Source organism: Streptomyces sp. V3I8 (assembly GCF_030817535.1).
In the GTDB taxonomy this organism is placed as follows: Bacteria; Actinomycetota; Actinomycetes; order Streptomycetales; family Streptomycetaceae; genus Streptomyces.
Genome location: NZ_JAUSZL010000002.1, coordinates 1,730,433 through 1,748,090 on the forward strand (window position 1 = coordinate 1,730,433; position 17,658 = coordinate 1,748,090).

A 17,658-nucleotide genomic window follows, 5' to 3' on the forward strand; every position below is an offset into this window, starting at 1 on the left:
CCCCAGGCCCCCGCTCAGGACGAGCGGGGGCCTGGTGCGTACGCACCAGGACGGGCGGCGGCTGGTCCGGGCGCACCAGACGAGGACGGCGGCTGGGGACGATGTCCCGCGGGGCGCCGGAAGGAAGTCTGGGAGGCGCGTGAACCCCACGCGTTTCCCCTTCCCGACGGTGTCTGGAGTGATCAACAGGTGGCGATCTTTCTTTACCGGATCGGACGGTGGGCCTTCCGCCGGCGCCGGCTCGTGAGCGCGCTGTGGCTGGGTGTCCTGGTGCTGGCCGGGGTCGCCGCCGCGGTGGCGCCGGCCGGTCAGGAGGAGGACCTGTCCATGCCCGGCACCGAGTCGCAGAAGGCGTTCGACCTGCTGGACGAGCGGTTCCCCGAGAGCAACTCCCAGGGCGCCGAGGCCCGTCTGGTCTTCCGGGCCCCGGACGGGCAGCGGGTGACGGCCCAAGGGAACAGGACGGCCGTCGAGAAGACGCTCGGCGCGCTGGACGGCGGTGATCAGGTCGCATCGACCACCGACCCCTACGGGACCGGCGCGGTCAGCGAGGACGGCACCGTCGCCTACTCCACGGTCACCTACACCGCGGACGCCGTCGACCTGACCGGGCCGACGAAGACCGCTCTCGAGAAGGCCGCGAGCCGGGCCCGGGACGCGGGACTGACCGTGGAGATCGGCGGCTCCGCCCTGGACGCGGAGGAGGAACTGGGCGGTACGACGGAGATCGTCGGCGTGGCGGTGGCGGCGGTGGTCCTTGTCCTCGCCCTCGGGTCGCTGGTCGCGGCCGGACTGTCGCTGCTGACCGCGTTCGTGGGCGTGGCCGTCGCCTTCGGCCTGGTCTCCGCGCTGGCCGTTCCGCTGGGCCTGACGTCCACCGTCGCCATCCTGGCGCTGATGCTGGGACTGGCGGTCGGCATCGACTACGCGCTCTTCATCACCTCCCGCTTCCGCGACGAGCGCGCCCGGGGCAGCGGGCCGGAGGAGGCCGCCGGCCGGGCGGTGGGCACGGCCGGATCCGCCGTCGTCTTCGCCGGCGCGACCGTCTTCATCGCCCTGGCCGGGCTGGGGGTCGTCGGCATCCCCGAGCTCACGAAAATGGGCCTGGGCGGCGCGGGCGCCGTGGCCCTTGCCGTACTCGTCGCGCTGACCCTGGTCCCCGCGCTGTTCGGCTTCTCCGGCCGGCGGACGCTGTCCCGGTCCGTCCGCAGGGCCACCCGGCCGGGAAGCGAGCACCCGCACCCGGCGCCGGCCGCGGCCGGCCGGGACGGGCTCGGCGTCCGCTGGGCGCGGTTCGTGCTGCGCCGACCGGTGCCCGTGCTGATGATCGCCGGGCTCGGTCTCGGCGCCGTCGCCCTACCGGCGCTGAGCCTCGAACTCGGGCTGCCCGGGGACGAGTCCAAGTCCGTGGAGACCACCCAGCGGCGTGCCTACGACCTGCTGTCGGAGGGCTTCGGTCCTGGCTTCAACGGCCCGTTGACCGTCGTCGTGGACACGTCGCGGTCCAAGGACACCCGGGCCACCGCGGACCTGGTCGTCAAAACTGTACGGGAAGTGGACGGGGTCGCGTCGGTCGGTGATCCGGTTCTCAGCCGGGCCGAGGACACGGCCGTCCTCACCGCCGTCCCGCGGACCGCGCCGAACAGCGGCGAGACCAAGGACCTGGTGCACGCGATCCGGGACGCGCTCTCCGACGTCGAGGCCGACACGGGCGCCGGCATCGCGGTGACCGGCACCACCGCGCTGAACATCGACATCTCCGAGGCCATGTCCGACGCCCTCGTCCCCTATCTGACCGTGGTCATCGGCCTGGCGGTGCTCCTGCTGACGGTGGTCTTCCGCTCGGTGCTGGTCCCGGTCAAGGCCGCGCTCGGTTTCCTGCTGTCGGTGGGTGCCGCCTTCGGCGTCGTCGTCGCCGTCTTCCAGTGGGGCTGGGCGGCGGACCTGATCGGCATCGAGCAGACCGGACCGGTCATGTCGCTCATGCCGATCCTCATCATCGGCATCGTGTTCGGCCTCGCCATGGACTACGAGGTCTTCCTCCTCACCCGGATGCGGGAGGCCCACGTCCACGGCGCGTCCCCCGGCGAGGCGGTCGTCAGCGGTTTCCGGCACAGCGGACGCGTGGTGGCCGCCGCGGCGATCATCATGATCAGCGTGTTCGCCGGATTCATCGGGATGAACAGCCCGACCATCCAGACGATGGGTGTCGGCCTCGCCTCCGCCGTCGCCTTCGACGCCTTCGTGGTCCGGATGGCGATCGCACCCGCGGTCCTGGCACTGCTCGGCCACCGCGCCTGGTGGCTGCCCCGTACCCTGAACCGTGTGCTGCCGAACGTGGACGTCGAGGGGGAGAAACTGAGCAGGCATGTCCCGGCCCCCGCGACCGTGCCGGACGCGACGGTGCCGCCGCTCCCCGTCGGCCGGTACCCGCACTGAGCCGGCGATGACGCACACGGGTGGCGGCGGCCCGAGGCCGCGCGGCAGGTGGTGGCGGGAGACCGCGATCACGGCGACGGCGTTCGCGCTCTGCCTGTTCGGCGGCGTGGTGAAGGACGACGGCAGCACGTTCTCACCGCCGTCCGCCACCGCCTGGTTCGTCGCCGTGGTGTCCTGTGCCGTGCTGCCGGTGCGGCACCGGGTGCCCCTGACCGCGGTGGTCGCCACGACCGCGAGCGGCGTGCTGGCACCGTTCCTGGGCCTCCTGCTGAGCCCGCTCATCGCGGCCCCCGCCGTGATCACCGCTTACTCCTACTCGCTCACCGCGCGCACCGAACGGCGCGCGGTGAGCGCGGTGGCACTCGTCTCCGTGGCGCTGCTGGTCGCCTCGGCCCCGTTGTTCGGGACCCTGTCGTGGAGGGACGCGAGCAGGGTGGGGGCGGTGTCGGCGTTCCCGCTGATGGCCGGCGTGCTCGGTCACTCGGTGCGCAACCGGCGGGCCTACCTGGCGGCCGTGGAGGAGCGGGCCCGGCGGGCCGAGAAGAGCCGGGAGAGCGAGGCGCGCCGCAGGGTGGCCGAGGAACGGGTGCGCATCGCCCGGGAACTGCACGACCTGGTGGCCCATCAGATCACCCTGGCCAACGCGCAGGCCACGGTCGCCGCCCATCTCTTCGACGTCCGCCCGGAGCAGACCCGCAAGAGCCTCAAGGAGCTCATCGGGACCACCGCCGACGCGCTCGACGGCCTGCGGGCCACGGTCGGTCTGCTGCGCCAGTCCGGGGACGCGGCCGCGCCCGCCGAACCGGCGCCCGGGCTGTCGCGGCTCCCCACGCTCGTCGAGTCCTTCCGCCGCGCGGGTCTGGAGGTGTCGGTGCACGAGGAGGGCACGGCCAGGCCGCTGCCCCCGGGGGTGGACCTCACCGCCTACCGCATCGTCCAGGAGGCCCTGACCAACGTGACCAAGCACGCCGGTACCGGCAGCGCCCGGGTACGCCTCGCCTGGACCCGTGATCGCATGACCATCACCGTCGCCGACGACGGAGAGGGCGCCCGTACGGCGCCGGCCGCCTCCACGGGACCGGGTACGGCCGCGGGACCGGCGGATACGGCCGCGGAACTGGAGCGTCCACCGGGCTACGGTCTGATCGGGATGCGTGAACGCGCCACCGCGGTCGGCGGACACCTCTCCACCGGCAGCCGCCCGGAGGGCGGCTTCCTCGTGTCCGCCCGACTGCCCGTCCCGCCCGCGCGGACGGGCGGCGCGGAGGCCGGGGAGACGCCGTGACGCCGCCGGTGCTGCGGGTGCTCCTCGCCGACGATCAGGCCCTGCTGCGGGGCGCCTTCCGGATGCTGCTCGACACCGCCGACGACATCACCGTGGTCGGCGAGGCCGCCGACGGCCGGGAAGCGGTACACCTCACGCGGGAGCTGCGCCCGGACGTGGTGATCATGGACATCCGGATGCCCGGGATGGACGGTCTCACCGCCACGTCGGAGATCTGCGCGGACCCGGAACTGCGCGGCAGCCGCATCCTGGTCCTCACCACGTACGAGACCGACGAGTACGTGGCCCAGGCGCTGCGCGCGGGGGCCGGCGGCTTCATCGGCAAGGGCATCGGGGCCGAGGACCTGCTGGACGCCGTACGGACGGTCGCCGAGGGCGACACCCTGCTCTCCCCGGCCGCGACCCGCTCCCTGGTCGCCCGTTTCCTGGCCACACCGGACGACGTCCCGCCGCACCGCCCCGAACGGCTGGCCGTGCTCACCCCGCGCGAACGCGAGATGGTGGCGCTGGTCGCGACCGGCCTGTCCAACCAGGAGATCGCCGAGCGGATGTTCCTCAGTCCGTTCACCGTACGCGCCCATGTGCAGCGCGCCATGACCAAACTGGAGGCCCGCGACCGCGCCCAGCTGGTGGTGATCGCCTACCGGACGGGCCTGGCCCACCCGGACCGGTGAGGGGCGCGCCCCGTCAGGGGCGCGGGGAACTGCGCGACCGGCCCCCACCGGCCCGGCAGCCGATGAACGACCCCGGTCCCCGGCCCCGAGCGCCGGGTCGATCGTCGACGTCAGCGCCGACGGTCGACCCGCCGCTCGTCCCACACCGGCTCCGTCGTCTCCCGCACCCGTCCGTCGCTCCCGAACACCAGATACCGGTCGAACGCCCGCGCGAACCACCGGTCGTGGGTGACCGCCAGCACGGTCCCCCGGTACGCCTCCAGCCCTTCCTGCAGCGCCTCCGCCGACTCCAGGTCGAGGTTGTCCGTCGGCTCGTCGAGGAGCAGCGCCGTGGACCCCTCCAGCTCCAGCAGCAGGATCTGGAAGCGCGCCTGCTGCCCGCCCGACAGCCGGTCGAACCGCTGTTCCGCCTGCGCCGTCAGCTCGTACCGCCGCAGCCGCGACATCGCGGCGCCCCGGTCCTGGGAGTGCTCGGTCCACAGGATGTCGAGCAGCGGGCGTCCCTCCAGCTCGGGGTGGGCGTGGGTCTGCGCGAAGTGCCCGGGCACGACACGCGCGCCGAGTTTCCACTCCCCCGTGTGCGCGACCTCGCCACCCGCCAGCAACCGCAGGAAGTGCGACTTGCCGGAGCCGTTCGAGCCGAGCACGGCGACCCGCTCGCCGTAGAAGACCTCCAGGTCGAAGGGGTGCATCAGGCCGGTGAGCTCCAGCCCCTTGCACGTCACGGCCCGTACCCCGGTGCGTCCGCCGTGCAGGCGCATCGTGATGTCCTGCTCGCGCGGCGGCTCCGGCGGCGGCCCGGCCTCCTCGAACTTGCGCAGCCTGGTCTGCGCGGCCTGGTAGCGCGAGGCCAGTTCATGGCTGATGGAGGCCGCCTGGCGCAGGTTGAGCACCAGCTTCTTGAGCTGGGCGTGCTTCTCGTCCCAGCGCCGCCGCAGCTCCTCGAAGCGCGCGAAGCGCTCACGGCGGGCCTCGTGGTAGGTGGCGAAGCCGCCGCCGTGCACCCAGGCGTCGGCGCCGGCCGGGCCGGGCTCCACGCTGACGATCTTCTCGGCGGAACGGGCGAGCAGTTCCCGGTCGTGGGAGACGAACAGGACCGTCTTGCGGGTCTCCCGCAGCTTCTCCTCCAGCCAGCGCTTGCCGGGGACGTCGAGGTAGTTGTCCGGTTCGTCGAGGAGCAGCACCTCGTCGGTGCCGCGCAGCAGCGCCTCCAGCACGAGCCGTTTCTGCTCGCCGCCCGACAGGGTCCGTACCTCGCGGAACTGCGCCTTGTCGTAGGGCACGCCGAGCGCGGCCGTGGTGCAGATGTCCCAGAGCGTCTCGGCCTCGTACCCGCGGACCTCCGCCCAGTCGGACAGGGCCTGCGCGTACTGGAGCTGGGCGGCCTCGTCGTCGACCGTCAGGAGGGCGTGCTCGGCGTGGTCCACGGCCTGCGCCGCCTCGCGGATCCGCGGCTGGGCCACGGACACGAGCAGGTCGCGCACGGTCGTCTCGTCCCGTACGGATCCCACGAACTGGCGCATCACGCCGAGCCCGCCGCTCACCGTGACGGTGCCGCCGTGCGGTTTCAGCTCACCGGAGATGAGCCGCAGCAAGGTCGTCTTGCCCGCGCCGTTGGGTCCCACGAGCGCGACCGCGGCCCCTTCGCCCACCCGGAAGGAGACGTCGCCGAGCAGCGCCCTCCCGTCGGGGAGGTAGTACTCCAGGTGCGCGGCTTCGAGATGTCCCATGGTCGCGCATTGTCCGGGTCGGACAGGCGGCGGGGCAAACCGATATGCGCGGCGGGGGCCCGCCAGGGTAGACGATGGAGCATGACCGCAGACGTAGACCTCACCGCCGCCAGGGCCGCCCACGGCCTGCTCGACCGGCTGATGGCCCTCGACCACCGCCTCTTCGAGGCGGTCGCGACCCGGCACTGGCCGGGCGCCGACCCACTGCTGCCGAGGCTGAGCCGCAGCGCGAACCACGGGGTGCTGTGGTTCGGCGCGGCGGCGGCCCTGGCGGCGACCCGCTCGCCGCGGGCGCGCCGCGCGGCCGTCCGCGGCATCGCCTCGCTCGCCGTGGCCTCGGCCACGATCAACACGGTGGGCAAGCGCTCGGTGCGCCGCCCGCGCCCCCGGCTGGACTCCGTGCCGGTGATGCGGCAGCTGAAGCGCCAGCCGATCACCACCTCCTTCCCGTCGGGGCACTCGGCGTCGGCGGCGGCCTTCGCGGCGGGCGTCGCCCTGGAGTCGCGCTCGCTCGGTGCGGTGGTGGTCCCGGTGGCCGCGGGGGTGGCGCTGTCCCGTATCTACACGGGTGCGCACTTCCCGAGCGACGTGCTCGCCGGGGCGGCGTTCGGCGCGGGCACCGCCTTCGCCGTACGCGCGCTGGTGCCGACGCGCGACCAGCTGCCGCCCCCGGGGCGTCCGCGCGCGGACGTGCCCGCGCTGCGGGACGGCGAGGGGCTGGTGCTCGTGGTCAACAAGGCGGCGGGCACCGCGGACCGGATGCGCGCCGTCGCGGACCTCCTGCCGCTCGCCGAGGTGGTGGAGTGCGAACCGGACCGTCTGCTCCCCGAGTTGGAGAAGGCGGCGGCCCGCGCCGAGGTGCTGGGGGTGTGCGGCGGCGACGGCACGATCAACACGGGCGCCACGGTGGCGCTGCGCCACGGCCTCCCGCTCGCCGTGCTGCCCGGCGGCACGCTCAACCACTTCGCGCAGGACCTGGGCGTGGAGGACGTACGCGGCCTGAGCCGGGCCCTGACGGAGGGCGACGCCGTACGGGTCGACGTGGGCCGGTTCTCCGCCGGTGACCAGGAGGGCTACTTCCTCAACAACTGCAGCCTGGGCGTCTATCCGGAGCTGGTGCGCGAGCGGGACCGCTGGTCCGGGCGGATCGGCGGCTGGCCGGCCGGGGTCGTGTCGACCCTGCGTGTCGTGCGCGCGGGCCGGCACCCGTTGCGCGCCCACTTCGACGGCAAGGAGCGGCCGCTGTGGCTCCTGTTCGCCGGGAACGGCACCTACCACCGGATGGGGCCGATCCCCGCCCGCCGTTACGACCTCGCGGACGGCCGCCTCGACGTGCGGGTCGTGCACGGCGGCCGCTTCCCGGCCGTACGCCTGCTGGCCGCGGCCGTGGCCGGACCGCTGACCCGCTCCCCCGTGCACGCGGCGCTCCGGGTCGGCGGCCTGCGCGTCCAGGGGGTCGAGCCGGGCACCTGGCTGGCCTTCGACGGCGAGGTGGCGCCGGTGGAGGGCGATGTGACGATCCAGAAGCTTCCGGAGGCACTCACGGTCTACCGCCCGAGCGGCCCCCGCTGACCGTCCGCCGGCCGGCTGCCGATCGACCGCCGGCCGTTCCGTCGGTCCATATGGCAAGACGCGTATCTCAATATCCGACATGGCGGCGTAGGTTGACACGTACCCCGGCGGAGGCGCTCCGCGGGGCCCGGTACGAGTGAACGGATGCCGCCATGCCGAAGGAGACCGCCGTCTACACGCACGGCCACCACGAGTCCGTGCTGCGCTCGCACACCTGGCGCACGGCCGCCAACTCGGCGGCCTACCTCCTGGGCTCGCTGAAGCCGCACATGCGGATCCTGGACATCGGCTGCGGTCCCGGCACCATCACCGCCGACCTGGCCGCGCTGGTCCCGCAGGGACACGTCACCGGTGTCGACCACGCGCCGGGCATCCTGGACCAGGCACGTGCCACCGCCGCCGGACGCGGCGTGGAGAACGTCGACTTCGCCGTCGCGGACGTCCACGCGCTGGAGTATCCGGACGACACCTTCTGCGTCGTCCACGCCCACCAGGTGCTGCAGCACGTGGGCGACCCCGTGCAGGCGCTGCGGGAGATGTACCGGGTCACCAGGCCCGGCGGGCTCGTCGCCGTCCGGGACTCGGACTACGCGGCGATGACCTGGTTCCCGCAGGTCGCGGGCATGGACGACTGGCTCGACCTGTACCGGCGGGTGGCCCGCGCCAACGGGGGTGAGCCGGATGCCGGGCGGCGTCTCAAGTCCTGGGCGCTGGCGGCCGGCTTCCCCGACGTCGACGCCTCGTCGAGCACCTGGTGCTACTCCTCCGCCGGGGAGCGCGCGTGGTGGAGCGGGCTGTGGGCGGACCGTACGGTCGCCTCGGCGTACGCGGACCGCGCCACGGAGGGGGGCCATGCCACCGGGGAACAGCTCGACGCGGTGGCCGCCGCGTGGCGGGAGTGGGGGCGGCGGGAGGATGCCTGGTTCTCCGTCCTGCACGGGGAGATCCTGTGCAGGAAGCCGGTCTGATGCCGCTGCGGGCCGGTGGGGGCTTGTCGCGCAGTTCCCCGCGCCCCTGAAAAGCGGGGCTGCGCCCCGGCTTTTCGTCCTTCAGGGGCGCGGGGAACTGCGCGAACGGCCCGCAGCCGACCCGCAATCCGGCCGGAGGCTACTCCCGGGGAAGCAGCGGGCCCAGCGGCCCGAGGTCCAGGTTCAGGTCCTCGGGCCGCAACCCGTACCGGTCCCGGAGTTCGGCCATCCGGTCGTCCAGGAGCATCAGCGTGAGCCCGATCCGCTCCTCCTGGTCCTCCGACAGGTCCCCGGTGTCGAACCGCCGCACGGCCTGCCGCTCCATCAGCTGCCGCAGCAGCTCGACGACGGTCAGCACCAGCTTGATGAGGTCCCGCTCCACGGTGTCCGGTTCGAAGTCGAGACGGTTGCGCCCGGCCTTCCCCCCGGTCCCCAGGACCGCGTCGTCGACAACCCTCCGGAGGGCTTCCCCGCCGCTCACAGCATCTCCTCCCAGGGCGCGGGAACGTTCTCGTTCACCGAGCTGATGAGTGCCTTCAGATCGATGCGTACGAGATCGACGTCCGCGATGCGCAGCGTGAGGTCGCCGGAGATGACGACCCCGCCCGCGAGCAGCCGGTCGAGCAGGTCGACGAGCGCGACCTCCCGGCGTTCGACGACAGTCACGTGTCCTCCCCGCTGAAGGAGTAGGCCGCCCACGGACCGGTGAGCTCCACGCGCAGCCCGGGGTCGTCGTCCTTCGTGCGGTCCACCAGTTCCACGAACGCCTCGGACTCCGTGCGCGGCACCAGATAGGCCGCGTTCAGGATGTTGCGGCCGGGCGCGCGGGAGAGCGCCGCGTTCTGCGGGGCGTGCATCCGGGTGTCCTCCGCGTACCCGGAGAGGGACTCGTGGAGCCGGCTCGCGAACCGCTCGGCCCGCTCCCACTTCTCCTCGCCCTCCTTGCGCTGGTCGCGCCGCCGGCGCAGGTAATCGCGCCCCGACCCGGCCCCGCCGGAAGAGGGGACCGGCCGCGTACCCGTACCGCCCGGGGTCTGCGGGTCCTCGGCCGTCCCGGTGGGCTCCGAGTACACCTTGACGCCCCACTCGACCCGGCCGTCGAGCCGGTCGAGGGTCCGCCGGAAGGTCTCCTCCCGCTCCTGCAGCATCTGCCGGACGCCGCTGTCGTCCCGGAACACCGTGGCGAGCCGGAGCGGCAGCGGCGAGGTGACGACGGTGAGGGCGTCGATCACGTTCTGGTGGGCCCTGGCGGTCGCGCCGAGCCAGTCCAGGTCCTCCAGGTGGGCCCGCAGCGGTTCCTCCGCGAAGTCCTCCTCGGCGACGTGGCCGACAACCGCGACCAGGTCACCGTGGACCAACTGCCTGGGCGGCGCCCCTGCCACCCCCGTCAGCTGGGCCGGCAGGGGCGTACCGAACGGGCGGCAGACGGCGTACACGTAACGCAGACCACTCATTCTCGGGCTTCCTCCTGTGCGGGTTCACGCTCACGCTCACGCGCGGGCAGCGCGCCCCGCGCCTCCTCCAGCTCGGCGACGTGCGCGCGCAACTCGGCGTTCTCACGGGCGAGTTCGTCACGGCCGGCGCGGGAGGACAGCTGTGGATCCGTCTCCCACCAGTCGATGCCCATCTCCTTCGCCTTGTCGACGGAGGCGACAATGAGCCGCAGCTTGATGGTGAGCAGCTCGATGTCGAGCAGATTGATGCGGATGTCGCCCGCGATGACGATGCCCTTGTCCAGGACCCGTTCGAGGATGTCCGCGAGGTTGGCGCCGCCACCGCTCCCGTAGGGGTCGGGGAGGCGCTGAGCCGTGGTCATCGACGGCTCCGCGCACCGGCGGGCTCACGCTCGTCCGCCTCTTCCTCGGGCACGTCCTCGTCCTCGTACTCGGCCTCGGGGGCGTCCTCGTCCTCGTACGCCTCCTCGTCCTCGGGGACCTCTTCGTCCTCGGGGACCTCTTCGTCCTCGTACTCGGCCTCGGGGGCGTCCTCGTCCTCGTACGCCTCTTCGCCCTCGGGAAGCTCCTCGTCCTCCGCGGAGGCTTCCGCGTCCTCAGCGTCCTCCGCGTCCGCGTCCTCGTCCTGCGCGTTCTCCGCGTTCTCGGAGTTCTGCTCGGACTCCTCCTCCTCGGCGACCGCGTCCTCGTGGCTCGTGACGACCTCGCCGTCACGGATCTCACCGCGCCAGCCGTCGTCGGCCTCGCCCTTGATCGTGATGAACCGGACGTAGTTCTTGAGGTCGAGACGTGCCCGGCGGCCCTGGGCGCGCCAGATGTTGCCGGTCTTCTCGAACAGCCCCTTGGGGTAGTACTCGATGACCAGCAGCACGCGGGTGAGGTTCTCGGCGAGCGAGTGGAAGGTGACGACGCCCTTCGTGGTGCCCTTGGCGCCCTCGGAGGTCCAGCTGATCCGCTGGTCCGCCACCTGCTCGGTGGTGTGGGCCTTCCAGCTGCGGTTGGACCAGAAGATCTTCATCTGCCAGTCGGACGTCGTGTCGTCGGCGCGGTTCGCGCTCTTGACGCCCTTGGCGAAGGTGCTGAAGTCCTGGTACTGGGTCCACTGGTCGTAGGCCGTGCGCAGCGGCACACCGACGTCGATGAACTCGATGATGACGGTCGGCTTCTTGCCGGCGCCGCCCTTGCGCTTGCCCTTGCCGCCGGTCAGGTTCTTGAAGGCGCCCACCACGCTGTCCTTGGCCTTGCCCGCGCCCAGTTCCAGCGCGGTCCTCATCGGCCCCTTGCCGTCGGCCAGCTTGCGGCCGCCGTCGAGGGCGAGCTTGGCGAAGCCGGGGCTGTCGCCGGAGGCGATGTCGTTGAGCTTGCCCGTCGTCTGGCCGAGCTTGGTGCCGACTCCGACCAGCAGACGCTGGGTCTGGGCGGCCAGGTAGGCCTGGGCCTCCTCCTTGAGCCGGTCGACCGCCGCGCTCTGGGCCACGGAGGTCAGCGGGTTGCTCTTGGCCTGCTTGGTCGCGGACCCGAGGGTGTCACTCATCGTCGCCGCCTCCCCTCGTCGTACGGGCCCGCGGCACGCGACGCGTGGCGGACTTCGCCGCGGCCGTCTTCTTGGCCGGGGCCTTCTTCGCGGTCCTCGCCGCCGTCTTCTTCTCCGGAGCCTCCTTGCCGGGGCTCCGCTTCTGCGCGCTCTTCTTCGCGGGGGCCTTCTTCGCGGGAGCCCGCTTGCGTGACCGCGGCTCCTCCTCGTCGTCGTCCTCGTCCGCGTCGTCCGCGTCACGTGCGTCGCGGCCCGAGTCGTCGGAGCCGTCCGCGTCGTGGTCCTGCTCGTCCTCGTCGTCGTACTCGTCGTCCGCCTCGTCGTCCCGGCTGCGGCGCTTCTTGCCGCCGGTCCCGGGTACGTCCGGGACGTCGACGGGGACCACGCCCGCGAGCTGGTCCTTCACCTGGCTGGTGCGGCCGTGCAGCCGGTCGGCGAGACCCGTGATCTGCCGCTCGACGAGCGCTCCGGAAGCGGCCTTGCCCACTCCGCGCAGGTCGCCGCGCAGCTGGTCACCGATCTCCTTGAACTGCGGGTTGTTCTGCAGCTGCGTCGAGACCAGGTCCGCGAGCGCCCGCGGGCTCAGGTGCATCCGCTTGCCCGCCACCATCGTCCCGACGGCGAACGCCAGTTTCATCTTCTTCGTACGTCCGAGGACGTACCCGGCCCCTACGGCGAGGCCCAGCCCTACTCGATTCATCGTTGCGTCCCGTCGCCTGCTTGGGTGCCCCTGGTCATGGCTATCTCCAGCCTGTCGAGGAGCTCGTCCTCCCTGCGGTCGAACTCCGCCTCGTCGATCTCGCCGGCCTCGAGGCGCTCCTCGAGGATGCCGAGTTCGGCACGGACCGCCGCCGGGTCGTAGTACTGGCGCTCGGCCTCGTTCACCACCTGCTTCATCGCCCAGAGGCTGCCGCGCACGGGGGCGAACGGCAGCATCAGGACCTCTCCGATCAGCCCCATAGCGGCAACTCCTCTGCTTCGTACGTCAGTTGTGCGCCTCGGCGGGCTCGGAAGGGCCCGGCTCGACGAAGCTGTAGGGGGGCAGCGGCCCGTGCACGCGCAGGTCGAGGTGCGGGTGCGCCTTGCGGACCTCCTCGACGGCGGCGATGAACGCCTCGGCCGACTCGCGGTCCACGAGGAACGACAGGTTGGCCAGCCACCCGGTGGACTCGGGGCCCACGCTGACGGCGGCGGCGACCGGCTCCAGGGCCTGCTGGATCTCGGCGGCGTCCTCCACCTCGCGGTTCTTCACCGCGGCGACCACCATCTCGCCGAGTCGCAGCTTGTCGTCGTAACTGCCGCCGCCCGCACCGCGGTTGGCCTCGGTGAGCGCCCGGACCTCCGGGTTCTCGGACATCACGCGGTGCAGTACGGCCTCTTCGTCGTGCGTGGCCTTGACGTTGTACTCGACCTTGCCCGCCAGGACGTCGAGGCGCTCCTTGAAGTGGTCGGCGCGCTCGGCCAGGACATGGGTCACGGCCGCGTCGTCCGGCGAGACACTGCCGAACCGCATGGGCAGCACCGGGCCGCCCGCGCCGGTCTCGGCCAGTACGTTCTGGTGGGCGAGCAGGTCCTTGCGCTTGGGGCGCAGGCCTTCGGGCGCGTCACTGACGACGGCGGCGAGCTCGCCCTCCTTGATGATGCGGACCTCGCGTGCCGGGTCACCGACGCCGTCCATGCCGTCGGGGAGCGAGGGGTGCGAACCGGCCGTGATGCCGTAGACGTACGTGCTCACTCCTGCTCCTCCTTACGGCGCGAGGCTGCGGTCTTGCGGGCGCGCGGGCGGGACTCGCTCTGGCTCTCCTCGCGGGACTGCTTGAACGCGTCGGAGATGGTCTCGGCGGCGCCGGACAGCGCCCCCTTGGACTTGCCCTTCGCACCGGACTCGGTGATCGAACCCACCAGGTCGGGAAGTCCGGGGCTGCGCTTGGGCCCGGCCTCCAGGTCGAGCCGGTTGCACGCCTCGGCGAAGCGCAGGTACGTGTCGACGCTGGCTATGACCACGCGGACGTCGATCTTGAGGATCTCGATGCCGACGAGGGAGACCCGGATGAAGGCGTCGATGACGAGCCCCCGATCGAGTACGAGCTCGAGAACGTCGTAGAGGCCGCTGGAGCCGCCTCCGCCACCTGACTGCTGTGCGGGAACCACGGTCATACCGATCGGCCCTCCTTGTCTGTTGGGGTGTGTTGCGGGACGGACGGCCTAACGGCCGCCGGATGTGCGGGAGTCGGCCCGCCCCCGCTCGTATCTGCGCACACGCCGGTACCCGGTGATGTCACCACGCGGGTCGAGGCTCACCTCGTACGTCGCGAGCAGGCTCATCGTGTCGGGGACCCGAACGAGTTCGAGTACCTCGACCTCGAGCGTCCAGCCGTCCTCGGTGCGCTCGAACGAGGACACCGACTCGGCCTCCATGCCGGTCAGTTCGGCGAGTTGTGCGCGTGCCTCGCGCAGCACGTCCATGGGGCGCAGCTCTTCGTCTTCCGTCACGTCTTTCCGCTTGCCCTTGGATGCGTTCGATGAACTCTGTGAACCTGATGTGTTGGATGTGTTCGACATGGGCCACCTCGCACATACGGGTGACCGGCCGATCGTTGGCCAAACCTGCGAGTGTCGGCGCTCAGCCCCGCAGGGCGTCCAGCCGGCCCCTGGCCGGCCCGAGGGCGCGACCGCCGTGCGACATGCCTGACCAGGGCTTCGTGCGCGCCTGGTCGGCCGCGTCGGCGATCGTCCAGCGGCGTGCGCCGAGTTGGGGATCGTCGAGCTGTTCCCAGCTGACGGGTACGGCGACCGGGGCGCCCGGTGCGGCGCGGACCGTGAAGGGGGCGACCACGGTCTGGGCGTAGGCGTTGCGCTGGATGTCCAGGTAGAGCCGGTCGCCGCGGTCCTTCTTGCGCGCCCGGGTGGTCAGCCGGTCGGGGTGGGCCGCGGCGAGCGTGTCGGCCACGTCCCCGGCGAAGGTGTGCACCTCGTCGAAGTCGTGGTGTCCGTCGAGCGGCACGACGACGTGCAGTCCGCGTGAGCCGGTGGTCATCAGGGCGGCGGGCAGCCGCAGTTCGTCGAGGAGTTCGCGCAGGAGCCGGGCGGCGTCGCGTACCGGCCCGAAGTCGTCGGTGGCCGGGTCGAGGTCGAAGACCATCCGGTCCGGGTGGCCGAGCGAGCCGTCGGGCGTGACCCGGGCGAGCCACCGGTGCAGGGTCAGGCAGGCCTGGTCGACGAGGTAGACGAGGGTCGCGGTGTCGTCGCAGACGGGGTGCAGGACCGTGCCGCCCTCCTTGGCCACCTCGACGCGGTGGATCCAGTCCGGGTAGTGGTCCTGGACGTTCTTCTGCATGAACATGGGTCCGCCGAGCCCGTCCGGGTGCCGCTCCAGCATCAGGGGCCGGCCCTTCAGGTGCGGCAGCATGAACGGGGCGATCTCCTGGTGGTACGCGACGAGGTCCGCCTTCGTGTACTCCTTCGCCCCGCCGCCGCCGGGGAACAGCACCTTGTCCGGCCGGTGCACCTCGACCGTGCGCCGGCCGGCCCGTACGGCGGTCATCGCAGCACCGCGCTCTCCACGAGGAGCTGGGCCGCCGCCGCGATGGACTCGGCGTCGATGCCGGCCGTGCGCAGCTGCTCGGCGGGGGTGGCCGAGCCGGGCATGTCACGCACGGCGAGGCGGACCAGGCGGGGCGTGGGGCGGCCGTCCAGGAAGGCCTCGACGACCGCGTCACCGAGGCCGCCCTCGGGATGGTGGTCCTCGACGGTCAGCAGACAGCCGGTCTGCCCGGCGGCGGTGCGCAGGGTCTCCCGGTCCACGGGCTTGACGGAGTAGAGGTCGATCACCCGTACCGGGACGCCGTCGGCGGCGAGGGCGTCCGCGGCCTTCAGGGCCTCGTGCACGGTCACCCCGGCGGCGACCACGGTCAGCCGGTCGTCCGCGGAGCTGCGCAGCACCTTGCTGCCGCCGACGGGGAACTCCTCGTCCGGCCCGTACAGGACGGGGGTCTTGCCGCGTGAGGTCCGCAGGTAGCGGATGCCGTCGAGGTCCGCCATCGCGGCGACCAGCGCGGCCGTCTGGTGGGCGTCGCACGGGTACAGCACGGTCGAGCCGTGCACCGCGCGGAACATGGCCAGGTCCTCGACGCCCATCTGCGAGGGCCCGTCCTCGCCGATCGCGACGCCCGCGTGCGAGCCGACGACGTTGATGCCCGCGCCGCCGACCGCCGCCATGCGGACGAAGTCGTGCGCGCGGGTGAGGAACGCGGCGAAGCTGGAGGCGTACGGCACCCAGCCGCGCGTGGCGAGTCCCACGGCGGACGCGACGAGCTGCTGCTCGGCGATGTAGCACTCGAAGAACCGGTCGGGGTGCTCCTTGGCGAAGAACTCGGCGCGCGTCGAGTCGCTCACTTCGCCGTCGAGGGCGACCACGTCGCCGCGGGCGGTGCCGAGCGCGGCGAGCGCCTTGCCGTAGGCGTCACGGGTGGCGACCTCGTCACCGGTCTCCCAGCGCGGCAGCCGCAGGTCCCCGGAGCGCACGGGATGCGGCGCCCGCGCGGCGGGCGGCTCCTGGACCCGGACCCGCAGGTCGCGCTGCCCGCCGAGTTCCGCGATCGCCTCATCGGCGTCGGGCAGCGGTTTGCCGTGCAGGCCCTCACGGTCCTGGACGTCCTGGACGCCCTTGCCCTTGAGGGTGCGGGCCAGGATCGCGGTCGGCTGTCCGGCCGTGGACACGGCCTCGCCGTACGCGCGCCCGATGTCCTCGACGTCGTGGCCGTCGACCTCGACCGTGTGCCAGCCGAAGGCCCGGAAGCGGCGGGCGTACGCGTCCAGGTCGTGGCCGTGCCGGGTCGGGCCGCGCTGGCCGAGCCGGTTGACGTCCACGATCACGGTGAGGTTGTCGAGCTCCTCGTACCCGGCGTGCTCGGCCGCCTCCCAGACGGACCCCTCGGCCAGCTCGCTGTCGCCGCACAGCACCCACACGCGGTAACCGGCCCGGTCCAGCCGCTTGCCGGACAGGGCGATGCCCACGCCGACGGGCAGGCCCTGGCCGAGCGATCCGGTGGCGGTCTCCACCCACGGCAGCCGGCGCGGTGTCGGGTGCCCTTCGAGGCGGCTGCCGAGCATGCGGTAGGTCAGCAGTTCCTCGTCGTCGATCGCCCCGGCCGCCTTGTACGCGGCGTACAGCAGCGGCGAGGCGTGTCCCTTGGAGAGCACGAAGCGGTCGTTGCCCGGATGGGCGGGTCGCTCGAAGTCGTAACGGAACCGCCGGGCGAACAGGACCGCCAGCAGGTCGGCGGCGGACATCGACGAGGTGGGGTGCCCGGAGCCCGCGGCGGCGGCGGCACGCACGCTGTCGACACGCAACTGCTGACCCAGTTCGACGAGCCGGGGGGAGTCCATGGTGTTCCTTCCGCAAGGGATTCGGACCCGTACCGTCGGTTACGCGGCCAAGCCGGACGTACGGGGCTTTCCGCGTCCCCCTCACCCGGGTCCCCAAACGTCCGGCGCATGCCGCGCAGCGGCCGTCCGGACGGCGAAGACCGGGGCCACGCCGTCGTGACCCTGGTCGGCACATGGTCGGCACCCGCCGCGCGTCACCGCTCCCGCGGACGCGGCGCCGGCACGGACGGCACGGACGGCGGCACGGGCGGCACGACCGGCTCCGCGGGCGGCGGCCGTCGCCTCCCGGCCCCCCGACGGCCGCGCCGCACTCCGCAGCGCGTACGCCACCGCGCCCAGCACCGCGGCGGTGATCAGCGCGGCGGCCCAGCCGGGCAGACCGAGCGCGAGGGCGAGGCCGACGGCGAGCGCGAGGGCCGCGCCCGCGTACAGGGCGACGGCGCCGGACGCGGCGTAGAGCGCCGCCGTACGGCGCTGCTTGCGGGTCTGCTCCCGCAGTTCCTCGCGTACGGCGTCCCGGGCCACCTGCGCCGGCTCGTCGGCCAGGTGCCTGTCCGGATGTTCCAGGTGATCGATGCGGTCCATGCCCGCCGGGACCCGCGATCCGTCCGAAA

At 72.7% G+C, this 17,658-nt stretch carries 19 protein-coding genes; 5 read left to right on the plus strand and 14 right to left on the minus strand.

The window, feature by feature from the left end; translation table 11 throughout:
• Positions 1-189: 189 nt before the first annotated feature.
• From QFZ75_RS07590 to QFZ75_RS07600, 3 genes are all read left to right on the plus strand, one after another.
• Entirely contained in the window at positions 190-2,439 is a 2,250-nt protein-coding gene (locus QFZ75_RS07590; protein ID WP_307534910.1) for an MMPL family transporter, read from the plus strand.
• Between the two features lie 7 nt (positions 2,440-2,446).
• Positions 2,447-3,724: a sensor histidine kinase gene (locus QFZ75_RS07595; protein ID WP_307534912.1), complete on the plus strand. Its 1,278-nt coding sequence runs from the start codon at positions 2,447-2,449 to the stop codon at positions 3,722-3,724.
• Positions 3,725-3,786: 62 nt separating this feature from the next.
• Positions 3,787-4,398: a response regulator gene (locus QFZ75_RS07600; RefSeq protein WP_373466030.1), complete on the plus strand. Its 612-nt coding sequence runs from the start codon at positions 3,787-3,789 to the stop codon at positions 4,396-4,398.
• Positions 4,399-4,508: 110 nt separating this feature from the next.
• Here QFZ75_RS07600 and QFZ75_RS07605 read toward each other — a convergent pair whose 3' ends face one another.
• Complete coding sequence (locus QFZ75_RS07605; protein WP_307534914.1) at positions 4,509-6,128, minus strand: ABC-F family ATP-binding cassette domain-containing protein; 1,620 nt, start codon at positions 6,126-6,128, stop codon at positions 4,509-4,511.
• A gap of 81 nt (positions 6,129-6,209) precedes the next feature.
• On the opposite strand from QFZ75_RS07605, the gene QFZ75_RS07610 reads away from it, so the two are divergent.
• Both QFZ75_RS07610 and QFZ75_RS07615 read left to right on the plus strand, forming a co-directional pair.
• Complete coding sequence (locus QFZ75_RS07610) at positions 6,210-7,700, plus strand: bifunctional phosphatase PAP2/diacylglycerol kinase family protein (protein ID WP_307534916.1); 1,491 nt, start codon at positions 6,210-6,212, stop codon at positions 7,698-7,700.
• 152 nt (positions 7,701-7,852) lie between these two features.
• Positions 7,853-8,668: a class I SAM-dependent methyltransferase gene (locus QFZ75_RS07615; protein ID WP_307534918.1), complete on the plus strand. Its 816-nt coding sequence runs from the start codon at positions 7,853-7,855 to the stop codon at positions 8,666-8,668.
• A gap of 139 nt (positions 8,669-8,807) precedes the next feature.
• Here QFZ75_RS07615 and QFZ75_RS07620 read toward each other — a convergent pair whose 3' ends face one another.
• From QFZ75_RS07620 to QFZ75_RS07680, 13 genes are all read right to left on the minus strand, one after another.
• Positions 8,808-9,104 (minus strand): gas vesicle protein K, encoded by a 297-nt coding sequence (locus tag QFZ75_RS07620; RefSeq protein ID WP_307544280.1) that lies wholly within the window; start codon positions 9,102-9,104, stop codon positions 8,808-8,810.
• A gap of 41 nt (positions 9,105-9,145) precedes the next feature.
• On the minus strand, positions 9,146-9,334 hold the full coding sequence (locus QFZ75_RS07625) for a gas vesicle protein (RefSeq protein ID WP_149513946.1): 189 nt from the start codon (positions 9,332-9,334) through the stop codon (positions 9,146-9,148).
• Positions 9,331-10,122 carry a GvpL/GvpF family gas vesicle protein gene (locus QFZ75_RS07630; protein ID WP_307534922.1) on the minus strand — a complete coding sequence of 264 codons (792 nt, stop codon included), beginning with the start codon at positions 10,120-10,122 and terminating at the stop codon, positions 9,331-9,333. The genes QFZ75_RS07625 and QFZ75_RS07630 overlap by 4 nt, the downstream gene beginning before the upstream one ends.
• The gene (locus QFZ75_RS07635; RefSeq protein ID WP_307534924.1) at positions 10,119-10,484 is read right to left on the minus strand and encodes a gas vesicle protein; all 366 of its coding nucleotides are present in this window, start codon (positions 10,482-10,484) and stop codon (positions 10,119-10,121) included. Before QFZ75_RS07635 ends, QFZ75_RS07630 begins: the two co-directional genes overlap by 4 nt.
• Positions 10,481-11,656, minus strand: a complete 1,176-nt coding sequence (locus tag QFZ75_RS07640) for an SRPBCC family protein (RefSeq protein ID WP_307534926.1) — start codon at positions 11,654-11,656, stop codon at positions 10,481-10,483. Before QFZ75_RS07640 ends, QFZ75_RS07635 begins: the two co-directional genes overlap by 4 nt.
• Entirely contained in the window at positions 11,649-12,356 is a 708-nt protein-coding gene (locus tag QFZ75_RS07645; RefSeq protein WP_307534927.1) for a DNA primase, read from the minus strand. Before QFZ75_RS07645 ends, QFZ75_RS07640 begins: the two co-directional genes overlap by 8 nt.
• The gene (locus tag QFZ75_RS07650; protein WP_307534929.1) at positions 12,353-12,616 is read right to left on the minus strand and encodes a gas vesicle protein GvpG; all 264 of its coding nucleotides are present in this window, start codon (positions 12,614-12,616) and stop codon (positions 12,353-12,355) included. The genes QFZ75_RS07645 and QFZ75_RS07650 overlap by 4 nt, the downstream gene beginning before the upstream one ends.
• A gap of 25 nt (positions 12,617-12,641) precedes the next feature.
• The gene (locus tag QFZ75_RS07655) at positions 12,642-13,391 is read right to left on the minus strand and encodes a GvpL/GvpF family gas vesicle protein (protein WP_307534931.1); all 750 of its coding nucleotides are present in this window, start codon (positions 13,389-13,391) and stop codon (positions 12,642-12,644) included.
• Entirely contained in the window at positions 13,388-13,813 is a 426-nt protein-coding gene (locus QFZ75_RS07660; protein WP_307534933.1) for a gas vesicle structural protein GvpA, read from the minus strand. Before QFZ75_RS07660 ends, QFZ75_RS07655 begins: the two co-directional genes overlap by 4 nt.
• Positions 13,814-13,861: 48 nt before the next feature.
• Positions 13,862-14,218, minus strand: coding sequence for a gas vesicle protein (locus QFZ75_RS07665; RefSeq protein ID WP_307534935.1), 357 nt, complete (start codon positions 14,216-14,218; stop codon positions 13,862-13,864).
• A 61-nt stretch (positions 14,219-14,279) separates the two neighbouring features.
• Positions 14,280-15,200, minus strand: coding sequence for a non-homologous end-joining DNA ligase (ligD, locus tag QFZ75_RS07670; RefSeq protein ID WP_307534936.1), 921 nt, complete (start codon positions 15,198-15,200; stop codon positions 14,280-14,282).
• Positions 15,197-17,044, minus strand: coding sequence for a transketolase (locus tag QFZ75_RS07675; protein WP_307534938.1), 1,848 nt, complete (start codon positions 17,042-17,044; stop codon positions 15,197-15,199). Before QFZ75_RS07675 ends, ligD begins: the two co-directional genes overlap by 4 nt.
• Positions 17,045-17,125: 81 nt before the next feature.
• Entirely contained in the window at positions 17,126-17,629 is a 504-nt protein-coding gene (locus QFZ75_RS07680; protein WP_307534940.1) for a hypothetical protein, read from the minus strand.
• Positions 17,630-17,658 lie beyond the last annotated feature (29 nt).